11 protein-coding genes are annotated in these 13379 nt (G+C 69.6%); 1 reads left to right on the top strand and 10 read right to left on the bottom strand.

All coding sequences use genetic code 11. From position 1 onward, the window contains the following. Nucleotides 1–195: 195 nt before the first annotated feature. The 7 genes from rsmA to EFJ44_RS11835 form a co-directional block, all read right to left on the bottom strand. The gene (gene rsmA / locus EFJ44_RS11870; protein ID WP_125257401.1) at nucleotides 196–1074 is read right to left on the bottom strand and encodes a 16S rRNA (adenine(1518)-N(6)/adenine(1519)-N(6))-dimethyltransferase RsmA; all 879 of its coding nucleotides are present in this window, start codon (nucleotides 1072–1074) and stop codon (nucleotides 196–198) included. Nucleotides 1075–1114: 40 nt separating this feature from the next. Further along, the gene (gene map / locus EFJ44_RS11865; RefSeq protein WP_125257400.1) at nucleotides 1115–1879 is read right to left on the bottom strand and encodes a type I methionyl aminopeptidase; all 765 of its coding nucleotides are present in this window, start codon (nucleotides 1877–1879) and stop codon (nucleotides 1115–1117) included. 13 nt (nucleotides 1880–1892) lie between these two features. Next, nucleotides 1893–2891 (bottom strand): 4-hydroxythreonine-4-phosphate dehydrogenase PdxA, encoded by a 999-nt coding sequence (pdxA, locus tag EFJ44_RS11860; protein ID WP_125257399.1) that lies wholly within the window; start codon nucleotides 2889–2891, stop codon nucleotides 1893–1895. Then, nucleotides 2888–4237, bottom strand: coding sequence for a peptidylprolyl isomerase (locus tag EFJ44_RS11855; RefSeq protein ID WP_241209784.1), 1350 nt, complete (start codon nucleotides 4235–4237; stop codon nucleotides 2888–2890). The genes pdxA and EFJ44_RS11855 overlap by 4 nt, the downstream gene beginning before the upstream one ends. Before the next feature lie 100 nt (nucleotides 4238–4337). Beyond that, on the bottom strand, nucleotides 4338–6725 hold the full coding sequence (locus EFJ44_RS11845; protein WP_125257398.1) for an LPS-assembly protein LptD: 2388 nt from the start codon (nucleotides 6723–6725) through the stop codon (nucleotides 4338–4340). A gap of 71 nt (nucleotides 6726–6796) precedes the next feature. Then, entirely contained in the window at nucleotides 6797–7912 is a 1116-nt protein-coding gene (gene lptG, locus EFJ44_RS11840) for an LPS export ABC transporter permease LptG (protein WP_125257397.1), read from the bottom strand. Continuing rightward, on the bottom strand, nucleotides 7909–9042 hold the full coding sequence (locus tag EFJ44_RS11835; protein ID WP_125257396.1) for an LptF/LptG family permease: 1134 nt from the start codon (nucleotides 9040–9042) through the stop codon (nucleotides 7909–7911). Before EFJ44_RS11835 ends, lptG begins: the two co-directional genes overlap by 4 nt. A 128-nt stretch (nucleotides 9043–9170) precedes the next feature. Between EFJ44_RS11835 and EFJ44_RS11830 the strand changes: the two genes are divergently transcribed. After that, complete coding sequence (locus EFJ44_RS11830) at nucleotides 9171–10649, top strand: leucyl aminopeptidase (RefSeq protein ID WP_125257395.1); 1479 nt, start codon at nucleotides 9171–9173, stop codon at nucleotides 10647–10649. An 18-nt stretch (nucleotides 10650–10667) separates the two neighbouring features. Here the strand turns inward: EFJ44_RS11830 and EFJ44_RS11825 are convergent, their stop codons facing one another. The 3 genes from EFJ44_RS11825 to EFJ44_RS11815 form a co-directional block, all read right to left on the bottom strand. Next, a complete protein-coding gene (locus EFJ44_RS11825) occupies nucleotides 10668–11126 on the bottom strand; it encodes a peptidase S1 (RefSeq protein ID WP_125257394.1) in 459 nt (152 codons plus the stop codon). Between the two features lie 93 nt (nucleotides 11127–11219). Next, nucleotides 11220–11831: a TIGR02466 family protein gene (locus EFJ44_RS11820; protein ID WP_125257393.1), complete on the bottom strand. Its 612-nt coding sequence runs from the start codon at nucleotides 11829–11831 to the stop codon at nucleotides 11220–11222. A 24-nt stretch (nucleotides 11832–11855) separates the two neighbouring features. Beyond that, a complete protein-coding gene (locus tag EFJ44_RS11815) occupies nucleotides 11856–13340 on the bottom strand; it encodes a phospholipase D-like domain-containing protein (protein WP_125257392.1) in 1485 nt (494 codons plus the stop codon). Nucleotides 13341–13379 lie beyond the last annotated feature (39 nt).

Below are 13379 nucleotides of genomic sequence, written 5' to 3'. Positions count from 1 at the left end.
CTTGCGCCGGTCGGCGTGCTTCCCACATCGGACTCATCGTCGAAACAGCGAAAGGAGGTGGTCGAATGTCTCATTGTCTCACGCCCTCAGCGGCCCTGACGCACGCGACCTCCGCCCTCCCGGGGGCGCGCGCCTGAACGGCCGTCAAGGCTGAACAATGGAAGGGCCGTCCCACCGGGGCGGCCCTTCGTCGTTTCAGGACCGCTTGCGCCGCGCCAGCGTCGGGCCTTCGGGCGTCTCTGGCGGCGTCGGCCGCGCCTGACCCACCGTCGCGCGCGCCAGTCTCAGGAACCCGGCCAGGTCGATCACCTCGGCCCGGTCCTCGGGATTGATCCCCGCCTCGTCGCACAGGCGTGCCCCGCCAAGCTGCTTCAGGCTCGAACGGAGCATCTTCCTGCGCTGGCCGAACGCCGCCGCCGTCACCCGTTCCAGCGCCTTCAGCAAAGGCTTCTCCGGCCGGTCCGAGCGCGGGACCAGGTGGACCACGGCGCTGGCCACCTTGGGCGGCGGAGTGAAGGCCGCGGCGGGCAGGTGCATCACCAGCCTCGCCTCCGCCACGGCCTGGGCGATCACCGCCAGGCGGCCATAGGCGTCCTCGCCCGGCCTCGCGACGACGCGCTCCGCCACCTCCTTCTGGAACATCAGCGTCAGGGCATGCGGGGTCCATGGCCCCGTCAGCCACTTGATCAGCAGCGGGGTGCCGACGTTGTAGGGCAGGTTCGACACCAGATGCGCCGGTCCCTCGACCAGCTGATCCTCGCGCACGTTCAGCGCGTCGCCCTCGACGATCGTCAGTCGCCCCGACCCGTCATCCAGGTCCGACAGAAGAGGGACGAACCGGGGATCTTTCTCGACGAGAACGACCCGCCCCGCGTCGCTTTCCAGCAGCGCCCGGGTCAAGCCGCCCGGACCGGGGCCGACCTCGATCACCGGCCGCCCCTCGAAAGGCCCGGCCAGCCGTACGATCTTCCGCGTGACGTTCAGATCGAGCAGGAAATGCTGGCCGAAGCTCTTCTTCGCCGACAGCCCGTGGGCGTCCAGCTGTTCACGCAGGGAGGGAAGTTCGTCGGTCACGCCCGGTCATAGCGGCGTCGGAGCCGCGAGGGGAGGGGCGTCAGTGCGCCTTCTCTCCGGGCCTGAGCGTCAGCACCCGCACGCCGGTCGCCGTCACCGCCACCGTGTGCTCGAACTGGGCCGACAGTTTTCCGTCCTCGGTGACCACCGTCCAGCCGTCTTCGAGGGTCACGGTGCGCGCCCGGCCCTCGTTGATCATCGGTTCGATGGTGAAGGTCATCCCTTCCTTCAGCTTCAAGCCCATGCCCGGCTTGCCGAAGTGCAGCACCTGCGGCGCCTCATGCATCTCGCGCCCGATCCCGTGGCCGCAGAAGTCACGAACGACGGAATAGCCGGCCTTCTTCGCATGGCGCTCGATCGCATGGCCGACGTCGCCCAGCGTCGCGCCCGGCCGGACCGCGCGAATGCCTTTCCACATCGCTTCCTGCGTCGTGCGCACCAGCCGACGGGCGTGCGGCGGCACGTCGCCGATGAGATACGTCTTGCTGGAGTCGGCGATCCAGCCGTTCTTCTCCAGGGTCACGTCCAGGTTCAGGATGTCGCCGTCGCGCACGATCTCGTCTGCGCTGGGCACGCCATGACAGACGACTTCGTTGCGCGAGCAGTTCAGAACGAAACCGTAGTCGTACTGACCCTTGCTGGCGGGCCGCGCCTTCAGGTCCTCGACGATGAAGCGCTCGACTTCGTCGTTGATTTCCAGCGTGCTCATCCCGCCCAGCGTCAGTCCGTCCAGGTGAGTGAACACCGACGCCAGCAGCCGGCCGGATTCGGCCATCGCGTCGATCTCCGCGGGGGTTTTCGTCACCTTGCCGACGTCCTCACTTCAGACCGCGCCGCCTGGCGGCCATTTCCGCGCCCAGCCGGATCGCGGCGATCAGGCTGTCTGCGCGGGCGACGCCCTTGCCGGCGATCTCGAACCCCGTGCCATGGTCGGGCGACGTCCGCACCACCGGCAGGCCCAGGGTGACGTTGACCCCTCCCCAGAAGTCGATCGTCTTGACCGGGATCAGCGCCTGATCGTGATACAGGCAGATCGCGGCGTCGTAGGCCGCCCGCGCTTCTTCATGGAACAGGGTGTCGGCGGCCAGCGGATCCGTGATCTCGATCCCCTCCGCGCGCAGGGCGGCGGCCGAGGGGCCCAGCACCTCCACCTCCTCCAGACCAAGGGATCCGCCCTCGCCCGCGTGGGGGTTCAGGCCCGCCAGCGCCAGCCGGGGCCGGGCCACGCCGAAGTCGCGGCGAAGGGTCTCGTGCACCACGCGCGCGGTGCGGATGACCCGATCCGCAGTGATCAGTTCCGGGACCTCGGCGAGGGGCGTGTGGATCGTGACCAGCGCCACCTTCAGGTCGCGCGCCGTCAGCATCATCACCGGCCCGCGCGTGCCGTCGTACGGCAGATCCCCCGTCAGGTCGGCGATGAACTCGGTGTGCCCGGGGAAGGGAAATCCCGCCGCATACAGGGGCGCCTTGGCGATCGGAGCGGTCACGACTCCCGCGGCGCTGCCGTCCATGGCCAGATCGACCGCGCGGGCGATCCAGTCGGCGACGCAGCCGGCATTGGCCGGATCGGGGCGCCCCGGCGTCGCCGGAACCGCCGTCGGCAGGTCGATCACGGGCACGGCGCGAGGAAAGGCCGACCTCGCCTCCGCGGGGTCGAAGACGGCGGCGACGGGCGCCCCGCCGGCCTCGACCAGCCGCGCGTCCCCGATCACCACGAAGGTGGGGCCGCCGTCTCTGAGGGCCGCCCATGCCCTGGCGACGATCTCGGGCCCTATGCCCGCCGGCTCTCCCAGCGAGAGGGCCAGCGGCGGAGTCATTTCTGTTCGATCAGGGCGTCCGCGCGCAGGTCGCGGATGTAGCGCCGCTCCAGCATGGCCAGTTGCGAGCGCTGCAGCCGCGACTCGACCTCGTCGCGCGACGGCAGGGCGGCCGAGCCCACGCGCCGGCCGCAGACCCCGACCAGGTGCACGCCCAGCGGGGTGCGGACCGGGCCGACGATCGCGCCGTCGGGCGCCTGGGCCACGGCTTCCTGGAATTGCGGAATGACGCTCTGCAGGTCGCCCTCGCCCAGATCGGTGCCCAGCAGGCCCGTCTCGGACGTGGCGCGCGTCAGCATGTTGTCGCAGGTCAGTTCGGGCTGCAGGGCGGTCAACCGCTGGCCCGCGGCCGTCACGGCGGCGGCGTCGGCGGTCTCGGGCAACTCGACCATGATCTGGCGCAGGCTGATCAGTTGCGTGGCCGAGCCCTGGCGCTTGTCGCGCATGTAGATGATGTAGACGCCGCCCTCGACCACGATGGGATTCGACAGCTGGCCGACCTCGAGGTTGTCCATGGCCTGCTGCAGCGCCGGAGAGACCGTCCCCTCGACCACCCAGCCGGCGTCGCCGCCGCGGACGGCCGACGGCGCGTCGGAGAACTGCTGCGCCACGGCCTGGAAAGGCGCCCCCTGGATCATCTGGCGGATCAACTGCTGGGCGCCGTTGACCGCGCCCTGCATGCCGCCCTGGGTCTGGGCCGCCTCGATGTAGATTTCGCCGATCAGGTACTGGCGCTTGCTCGCGGCCTCCTCGGCCTGCCGGATGGCCTGATCGACCTGGGCCTTGGAAACCCGCGCACGGCTGGCGAAACGCCCGCCCACCAGGCGGCGCCAGCCGATGGAGACGCGCACCTGTTCGCGCACGGTGTGGGCCTGGATGCCGACCTGCGAGAGGATGTTGAGATAGGCCTCACCCGTGGTCCGCAGCTCGGCCGCCATGGCCTCGATCTCCTGGTTCACCTCCTGGTCGGTGACTTTCAGATCGGGATAGCGGGCGATCTCCTGCGCCTTCAGGCGGTCGTCGATCAGGCTGTCCAGCGCCTGTCGCTCGATCTGGGGAAGGTCTTCGGGCGTGGGCTCGACCTCGCTCATGGCGATGATCATCAGCATGCGCTGCCGCAGATCGAAGCCGGTGATGATCTGGTCGTTGACGGTGGCCACCACGCCGTCTGCGATCTGGAACTCGGCCCGCTCCAGCATCCGCGGCTCCCGGCGCACCTGGGTCGGCTGCAGGGTGCCGGCCGCCGTGGCGCTCTGGGCCGGCGGGTCCTGCCGCGTCGGCGCCGTCTGGGCCGTCGCGGTACCGGCCATCAGCGCGGTCATGGCCGCGGCCGTCGCAAAACGCATCACTCGCATCGTTCGTCCTGAACCCTCATGCGGCCTGGCCGCTCGCCGATCACGGAGAATCGGCCGGTCGCGCCCCTCACCGGCGCCGGTCGCCCCGCTATTAGCGTGTACCGCCGAAAGTGGCGAGCGTTAGGCGGACATAGGCGCCTTCGGACGCGCCGCTGGGCCTCACGCGCGTGTTGTCGCGCCGATAGCCGATCTCGAACCGTACGCAGTCGTCGTCGAACAGCAGACCGACCTCCGACCGCACGAACAGGTCGCGGTCGAGATCGTAGACCCCCCGGCCCACCACGCCCCAGTCGTCGACGATGAACTGCTGCACCGAACTTTCCACGAAAGCGTAGTTCCGGTTCAGCGGTCCTTCGACCGGATTGCTGTCATCCATGACGTAGATCAGCGAGCCGGCGTTGCGGCGGCCCCAGCGCCCCTCGACGGCCGCTTCGGCCCGCCGGACCTCGCCGGAACCGTCGATGGTGGCGCGACCCCAGGCCCGCACGCCGTCGTGCGGCTCGAACGTGCCCTGCACCACCCAGTCCGAAGTCTCGTCGGCCAGTCCGGTCGCGTCGTACAGGACCGAGGGCATGTCCGCCGACGCCGTCAGCAGACCCGGCTCGGCGTCGGAGCGCCAGCTGCGGCCGACGAAGAGCGACGCCTCCCGCCCTTCGTCCCAACGCAGCGTGGCCCGCGCCCCGCCGGTCAACCTCAGCCCGCCCTCGTACAGGTCGAGACCCGGGAAACGGTCGATGCGGAACAGGCTGGTTTCGTCCAGGTCCAGCACCTGGCTGTCCTCATTGGGCACCCGCGGGTCCAGATCGGCGTCGGTCGAGGCCGAGATCTGGCCCATCGGCTCCAGAACCAGATCGGCGCCGCCCGAAAGGGGGCGGATCAGCGGCCAGCTGACGTCGAGCCCGGCCGTGAACCGCCCGCGCGTCACCGTTTGTTCGGCTTCCAGTCCCGGCGCGGGAAGATCCGAAATCGAATAGAGGTCCACGCGGCCGTCGACGAAAGGCGCCCACCGCACCCCGGCCGGCGAAATCATCGTCCGGCGCCATTCGGCCCGGCCTGTCACCCGGCGGCCATCCACGCCCTGCGTCGGCGCAGGGCCGACGGGCAGCACCTCGGGGCGCAACACCGGCGCGCCGGCGAACTCCTCGCGGTACAGGGCGACGGCCGACCCCGTCAGCCTCAGGCGGCCGCCGAACACCGGCCCGTCGGGCTCCCAGCGTCCTTCGACGATCGGCGCGGCGACGGGCAGGGCGCCGTCGCTCTCGAACACATTGAGACCCGGCGCCGTGTCGTTGAACTGAACGACCCGAAGGCTCTGGATGGCGAAGGCTCCGAACGACAGATACGACCGCTTCGTCTGCCGCTCGGCATAGACCTGACTGATCAGGCGGCGCTCGTCGCCGTGATACAGGCCGTTGTCGGCATAGGGGTCCCGCACGTCGTAGCGGTCGAACAGGGTCTTGTCCGACGTCCGCTCGGCCGTGAAGCCCCAGCGCCACGGTCCCGTGGGATCGAAGGTTCCGTGGGCGAGCAGATAGCTCCGGTGTTCGCGGTCCAGCGGCTGGGGCACGTCGTCCACGCCGTCGTCGTCCGCGTCGAAGTCCCCGAAGTTCCGGGCGTAGGTGTAGCCGCCCCTCGCCACCACCGTCCCGTCGGCGAACCGCCGCCGCCACTGCAGGTTCAGGAGCGGCTCGACCTCGCTGTTGAACTGCGGGCTGATCAGCCAGTCCTCGGACGGCGAGACCACGATCAGATAGGGCTGTTCCCAGCTCAGTCCCCGTTCCTGGTCGAAGCCGATCTCCGGCACCAGGAACCCGGAGGCCCGCTCCACCGTGGGATCCGGGTGGGCGAAGAAGGGGAGGTAGAGGACCGGGACGCCCTTCACCTTGAAGACGGCGTTCCGGTACAGGACGGCGCGCAGGTTCTCGTCCTGGATCACCCGCTGGGCCTGGATCGAGACCGTCGGTTCCTTCGGGCCGTCCTCGTCGCAGATGGGGCAGGGCGTGAAGATCGCGTAGTTCAGTTCGTTGACGGTCTCCGACCGGCGAACGGCGGTCGCGGCCATCAGGCTGGAGCCGTCTTCCAGCCGCGTCGCGAAATTCACCGCCACCCCGGTCTGGGCGCCGTCCGTCAGTTCCAGATAGTCGGCGAACACGGTGCTGCCGTCCGGCGCGGTCAGTTCGACCTCACCGTCGGCCGTGGCGATGCCGGTCGCCAAGTCGTACGTCAGGCGCCGCGTGCGCAGGGCGTGATCCTGGAACCGGGCGTAGAGGCGATCTCCCTGTTCGCGTGACGCTTCCAGCCGGTCGCCGATCCGCGCGACTTCCGCGGCGTCCAGATACAGCGCCCGCTCCTCCAGGCCGTCGTCGACGGGCGGCGTCGCCTCCTGCGCCTGCGCGGCTCCAGCCGCCAGCAGGCAGGCCCCGGCGCCCGCCAGGAGCAGCGACTTGAGGGTCCGGATGTGGAGTGGGCCGGCGCGCATCTGGGTGGTCTGGTCCGTAATCCTGTCCGCGTCGCCCCCTCGGCTTCCCTAAGCGGTGTTGCGACGCGGCGCTAGCCGTCCTCGGTGTAGACCAGCAGGGTCAGGGCCGCGAGCAGGGCCAGCAGCGGCGGCAGCCAGGCCGCCACCCAGGGCGCGATCACTTCCGCCGAGCCGAATGCGGCCGACATCTGGTTGACGAAGAAGAAGGCGAAACCCAGCACCACGGCGGCCGCGCTCATGCGCGCGAGGTCGCCCAGCCGCATCAGGCGGAGCGAGAAGGCCGCCGCGAGAATCGACATCGCAGCCAGCACCAGGGGCGTCGCCACCAGCTGGTGCAGTCTCAGCCGGTAGGCGGTGGTGGAGAAGCCCGCGGCCTCCACCCGTGCGATCTGGGCGGGCAGCGACCAGATCGGCGTCGACTGCGGACGGGCGAAGCGGTCGAACGCCTCCTCGTCGGCCAGACTGGACCGCAGGTCCAGGGTCGCGTAGCGCACGCCGCGCTCTCCGATCCGCGCTCCGACGGCGTCGACCAGCCGCCAGCTGCCGGCGCTCAGGCTGGCGGAGGCCGCGTCGATGCGCTCGGCGAAACGTCGGCCGCCGCGGGGATCATTGGTGTAGATGAAGAAGCTCACGCCCAGCAGTCGCCCGCCCGCCCGGTCCTGCCGGTCGGCACGAATGATGATCTGGCGCTGGTCGTCGCCTTCCCGCAGCCACACGGCTTCCGGGGCGCCGACGCCGACGGCCTCGCCCGACAGCCGGGTCCGCTCGCGCTGGAACACCCCGTCGGCATAGGACGCCAGCGGGCTCAAGGCCGCCACGATCACCACGCCCGAAACCAGCGACATCAGCGCTGCGGGCAACACGAACCGCCACGCCGACACCCCGGCCGCCCGCATCGCAACCAGTTCGCTCCGTCGGTTCAGCGCGACGTAGGCCCCCAAGGTGCCGAACAGGAAAACGAACGGCGTCAGTTGCAGGATCACGGCCGGCGACTTCAGCAGCATCAGCCCCAGGATGCGGACGCCCGAAAGGTCGACGTCCGATCCCACGCCGCGCGAGATCTCGACGAAGTCGATCAGCATGATCAACGCCGAAATGACGCCCAGCGCCGTCAGCAGCGAGCGGGCCTGCTGGGTCAGCACGTACCGCTCGATGCGGCCCACCCTCAGTCGCGACGGAGCGGTCATGTGCCTGCGCCCGCGGTCACGGCGATCCGGCGCGCCTTGCGGCGCCGGGGCTTGAGGGCCCGGAACAGCAGCCTCAGCGCCACCGCGGAGGCGATCAGCGGCAGGAGATACTGCAACACGTTGACCCAGGGATTCCACGCGCTCGCCGCGACCACCCCGTACCCGACGATCCGGACCGTCAGGAATGCGCCGGCGGCCTTGGCGACTCGCAGTCCGTAGCCCGTGCGGCTGAAGGCCCCGCCGAGAATGGCGGTCAGGGCCATGGCCATGGCCATCACCGCATAGAGCGGCGAGGACAGGCGCGAATGTCCTTCCGCCAGCAGCTCTCCGCGGGTCCCGGCCGTCTCCAGCATCTGCGGCGTCGGGTCGAACAGTTGATGCAGGTACAGATCGGAAGGCTTGTAACGGACCGCCTGATCCGCCTCGTCCATGAAGCCGGCCAGAGGAAAGGCATGGTTGTCGAACGACAGGTAGTTGAGCACGCCGTCCGAGGAATAGCGCTGCCACGACCCCTGACCCAGCAGCAGGTAGGGCTCGCCGGCGATGCGGCTGAACCGGGCCTCCGCCGCGTCCCAGGTGGAAACCGACTTGCCGTCGTCGATGTGGACGAACAGGTTCGTCATCAGCCCGTTCTGCTGGATTTCCTGGACGTAGACCGTCAGACCGTTCGGCCCCTTCTGGAACCGCCCTTCCTCAACCAGCAGCGCCGCAAGGTCGGATCGCACGGCGAAGGCCTCGTCGCGCGCCGCGCGCTGGGCCCAAGGCTGCACCGCCACGTTGATGACCAGCGTCAGGCCGGCGACGATCAAGGCCAGAAGCGCCGCTGGTCGGATGGCCGCCCAGCGCGTCATGCCTCCCGCGAAGGCCGCGATGAGCTCCTGCTCCCGCTGGAGCCGGGTCAAGGCGATCAGCGCGCCGACGAACAGGCCTATGGGCAGGATGACCGCCAGCAGCTGCGGCACGGCGAGGCTGGTCAGCTTGACCATCACCCACAGACTGGCGCCGCGCTCGACCACGAATTCCAGCTGCTCCAGCGATTGGCTGAGGATGCCGATTCCGGCCAGAGCCGCGCACGCCCCGACGACGGGACGGGCGATCTGTCGGAAAAGATAGCCTTGAATCAGCGTCATGGACGAAAGGAAATCGCCCCGTTGCGGGCGGCGTGGGGATCGCCCTAATACATGGCCATCGTTTCCCGCGACAGTCCGCGGGCCGTGTCGCATCAAAGCCGGGCGTGTTTTTCCGGCAGGAGTATCCGATGAAGATCGAGTTCGCCGCGTCCGCGGGCGCCGCTCCGGTTCTGGCCGTGCTGGCGCACGAGGGCCGCAGTCTCGCCGGCGCCGGCGTGCAGCTGGATGCGGCCACCGGCGGCGCCCTGTCGCGCGCCATGAACGCGGGCCGCTTCACGGGCGCGAAGAACTCGACCCAGCTGGTCGCCGGCGTCTCGGGCTGCGACGCCGCCACGATAGTGATCACGGGGGCGGGCGAGGCCGGACAGGTCGACGACCTGGCGCTGGAGGCCGCCGCCGGCGCCGCCTATCACGCGGTCAAGATGTCGGGCGCGGACGCCTTGGCCATCGACGTCTCGCACCTGTCGGCCGAACAGGCCGCCCGCGCCGCCTTCGCGGCCCGTCTGGCCGGCTACCGCTTCCTCAAATACCGCACCACGCTGAAGCCCGAGAAGACGCCGTCGATCCAGACGATCCGCATCGTCGCGGCCGACCCGAAGGCGGCGCAGAAACTGTACGACGCCGAGTTCGCTCCGGTCGCCGAGGCCGTCGAATTCAGCCGCGACCTGGTCGCCGAACCGGCCAACGTGCTCTACCCGGAAGAATACGCCCGGCGGGTCAAGGGCTTGGAGAAGCTGGGCCTCGAGGTCGAGGTCATCGGCGAAAAGGAACTCGCCAGACTTGGTTTCCGCACCCTGCTGGCCGTCGGCCAGGGCAGCGTGCGCGACAGCCAGGTCGTGGTCATGAAGTGGAACGGCGGGGCCAAGGGCGCCCAGCCGCTCGCCTTCGTCGGCAAGGGCGTCTGCTTCGACACCGGCGGCATCTCGATCAAGCCCGCTGAGGGCATGGAGGAGATGAAGTGGGACATGGGCGGCTCAGCCGCCGTCGTCGGCCTCATGCACGCCCTCGCCGGGCGCAAGGCCAGGGCCAACGTCGTCGGCGTCATCGGTCTGGTCGAGAACATGCCCGACGGCGCCGCGACCCGTCCGGGCGACGTCGTCGAAACGCTGTCGGGTCAGACTGTCGAGATCCTGAACACCGACGCCGAGGGCCGCCTCGTCCTCGCCGACTGCCTCTGGTACACGCAGGAGCGGTTCAAGCCGAAGTTCATGGTCGATCTGGCCACCTTGACGGGCGCCATGATCATCTCGCTGGGCCTGGAATACGCTGGCGTCTTCTCCAACTCGGATGAACTGGCCGGGAACATCGGCAAGGCCGCGCCCAAGGTCGGCGAGAACGTCTGGCGGATGCCGATCCCGGAGATCTACGAGCGCCACATCGACAGCCCGATCGCCGATGTGAAGAACATGGGCAACGGCCGCGCCGGCGGATCCATCACCGCCGCCCTGTTTCTGCAGCGCTTCACCAACGGCGTGCCGTGGGCCCACATCGACATCGCGCCGACGGCGTGGGTCAAGGATTCGAAGAACCCGACCGTGCCCGACGGCGCCGTGGGCTGGGGCGTGCGCACCCTCGATCGCATGATCCGGGATTCCTACGAGGCCTGAAGGCAGGCCGCGACGGCGTCAGTCCTCCAGGGTCGCCGAGATGCGGAGGACGGCGTCGGGGGCGGGGTGCGGCTGTTTCGCGCCGACCCAGACGTCGTACCGCCCTGCCGGCGGCCGATGGATCACGATGCCCGGATTCGGATCTCCCTCGCCCCCGTCGTCGTTGCACGCCCATGACCCGTCCGGAAAATTGAGCAGCAGCGTCGTATCCGCCCGTGAGGTCGCCGTGATGATCAGCGGCGCCTCGCCCGGCGTGTAGTTGAAGACGAAGTCGGGGTAGTCAGCGACCATTCCCACGCAGCCCCGGCCCACCCGGCTGGCGTCTTCATGGCCTCCGGCCTTGAGTTCGATCCGGTGGTCGTCCGCCGCCGAAAGGTCGGCGCTGCCATAGGCCGGCTCAAATCCCGGCTGCTGGGCCAGGGCCGGCCCGGACGAGGCAAGCAGCGCCACCACGGCGCCGGCGGCGATTCTGAGCATGTCTTTCTCTCCTGTTTCAGGTCCGACGCTTGTCCGTCCGCCTTGTGCTGACCAAGTCTCGATTCCTGACGTTCGCATGTGGCTGCCCGGACGTCAGGCGTAGTTGAAGCTGATCGAGATCCGCTCGGTCCTCGCGGCGTTGGGCGGCACCTCGTGCCGCAGCCAGCTTTCCCACATCAGCACCGTTCCAGGGCGCGGGGTCAGATAGACGAACGGCCGCTCCGCCTCCGGCGCGTCGGGCCGCACGCCCGGCCGGGCCATCATCATGGGCAGCCGGGGATCCTCCAGCTTGAGGGCCGAGGCGCCGTCCGGCACCTCGACGTAGACCGTGCCGCTCAGGAAGGCGTGCGGGTGGATGTGGCCCGAGTGCGCGCCGCCGGGCTTCAGAAGGTTGACCCAGAGATTGTCGAGACGCGGCTTGCGCGCCAGATCAAAATTCAACGCGCTGGCATAGGCTTGTGCGTGTTTGTCGAGGCGGCGCTTCAGCTCCGCGAACTCCGGCAGCCGTTGCGGCAGGTCGTTCAGGGATCCGTAGGAGGTGTAACCGCGATAGCCATGGTTCCGGCACCACGCGCGGCCGGCTGCGTCCTCGGCCGCCAGCATGCGGCAGGCGTGCGCCAGCTCCGCGTTGAAGACGTCGAATCCGGCGGCGCCCGCCAGGCTGGCCTCATAGACATGGGTGATGAACAGCGGGCGCAGGGTCATGGCCCCTCCCTTACCGCGCCCCGCTCACCGGCGCGACAGGGTCCGCCGTCTCTCGTCATAGGGTCGCTGCGAGGCGTTACGCCGCTTCCACGGCCGCCAGGAGTCCGCCGGGGACCGCGGATCGCCCAGCTGCCACTCCGCGATCAGGCGCTCCACGGCTGACGGCGGCGTGGCGCCCAGCGACGACATCCGCCCCTGGTTCAGTTTCTCGATCGCCTTGCCCATCGAGCCGAACAGCGCCTCCGCCGCCGCGAATGCCTCTGCGTCCACGCCCAGAAAATGGGCGATCGAGCGATGCCGGAACGCCTCGATCGCCGCGCGGCCGTCGGCCGTGTCCGGCTCCAGAGACAGGTCGCACTCGGTGTCGAAACCCATGGACCGGTTGTTCAGATTGGCCGATCCGATCCGCAGCAGCACGTCGTCGATCACAGTCACCTTGGCGTGCACGATGATGCTGTCGCCCCGCCGCGTGTTCGGACTGAAGGCGTAGAACCGGTCGTGAGCGTCAGCCTGCTCCAACCGGTACAGGACCTCCGACCTTGCCGTGTCCATGGTGATGCCGTCGAACCAGCTGGGGCTGGACCCGGTCGACACCACGACGATCTCCGGCCCGTCGGGCTCCTTCAGCCGTTCGGCGAGGGCGGCCGCGATGGCCGGGGAGGTGAAGTACTGGTTCTCGAAATAGATGCGCCGCTCCGCGCTGCGGATCGCCTCCAGATGCAGGGCCTCCACCTCGCGCGCCTCGCCGCGCCCGCCCCATTTCGGCTCGGTGCGCGAGACGCCGACCGGCACGTCGCGGAACTGGGGCTCGACGCCGTCCGGCCAGGGATCCGAGACTCCCTCGGGGTCGGGCAGGGTCCGCTCCCAGGTCGCGCGGAACCAGCGTTCCCGCGCGAGATCGCCCAGCGCCCGGGCTGCGGGGCCCTCGACCACGCACATGGTCTCGTGCCGCGCGGGCGCGAGGGCGCCGTTGGGCTGCACCCGTCGCGGGTCGGCGTCCCTGTGATCCTGCGTGTCCCAGCGATCGGGGCCCAGATCGCCGCTCCCGCAGTAGGCGACGGCGTCGTCGATCACCACCATCTTCTGGTGGTGACAGGCGCCGAGGGGCCCCGGCCGGTCGAGGCGAAACTCCACGAACCGCTTGCGGAACCAACGTTGGGCGCGATGAGGGAAGAAGCCCTGCGAGGCGGCGATCAGGATCGGCGAGTTCCAGATCAACAGGCGCACGTCGAGGTCCGGCCGCGACTTCACCATCATGCGCAGCTGGTGCCCGATCTCCGCATGCCGGTCGCCGTGACGGCTTTCCGCATCCAGCCGCGTGCGCGGGTCGAACTGCCACCCGAGGATCACCACCGAGCGTCGGGCTTTCTCAAGCGACGAGGAAAGAGCGTCGAACCAGGCCTGGCCGTCGATCAGGGTCGCGGCCCGCGTCGCATGCGTCGTGCGCCAGCACAGCCCCGGACGGGCGAGAAGGGGGGCGTCGTCGGCGGGCACGGGTTCAGTGGTCATGGCTGCGCCTAACGGCCCGAAGGGGGATTCGTGCCGTGT

Origin of the sequence: Brevundimonas fluminis (assembly GCF_003934285.1) — a bacterium.
In the GTDB taxonomy this organism is placed as follows: domain Bacteria; phylum Pseudomonadota; class Alphaproteobacteria; order Caulobacterales; family Caulobacteraceae; genus Brevundimonas; species Brevundimonas fluminis.
The sequence above is the reverse complement of the archived record's forward strand: the minus strand, read 5'-3'. Positions and strand labels throughout refer to the sequence as shown.

Excerpts from the sequence above, each read along its gene's own strand:
- pdxA (WP_125257399.1), bottom strand. The coding sequence starts at position 2,891 with ATGACTCCGCCGCTGGCCCTCTCGCTGGGAGAGCCGGCGGGCATAGGG.
- lptG (WP_125257397.1), bottom strand. The coding sequence starts at position 7,912 with ATGACCGCTCCGTCGCGACTGAGGGTGGGCCGCATCGAGCGGTACGTG.
- EFJ44_RS11835 (WP_125257396.1), bottom strand. The coding sequence starts at position 9,042 with ATGACGCTGATTCAAGGCTATCTTTTCCGACAGATCGCCCGTCCCGTC.
- EFJ44_RS11825 (WP_125257394.1), bottom strand. The coding sequence starts at position 11,126 with ATGCTCAGAATCGCCGCCGGCGCCGTGGTGGCGCTGCTTGCCTCGTCC.
- EFJ44_RS11820 (WP_125257393.1), bottom strand. The coding sequence starts at position 11,831 with ATGACCCTGCGCCCGCTGTTCATCACCCATGTCTATGAGGCCAGCCTG.
- EFJ44_RS11815 (WP_125257392.1), bottom strand. The coding sequence starts at position 13,340 with ATGACCACTGAACCCGTGCCCGCCGACGACGCCCCCCTTCTCGCCCGT.
- EFJ44_RS11830 (WP_125257395.1), top strand. The coding sequence starts at position 9,171 with ATGAAGATCGAGTTCGCCGCGTCCGCGGGCGCCGCTCCGGTTCTGGCC.
- EFJ44_RS11845 (WP_125257398.1), bottom strand. The coding sequence starts at position 6,725 with ATGCGCGCCGGCCCACTCCACATCCGGACCCTCAAGTCGCTGCTCCTG.
- EFJ44_RS11855 (WP_241209784.1), bottom strand. The coding sequence starts at position 4,237 with ATGCGTTTTGCGACGGCCGCGGCCATGACCGCGCTGATGGCCGGTACC.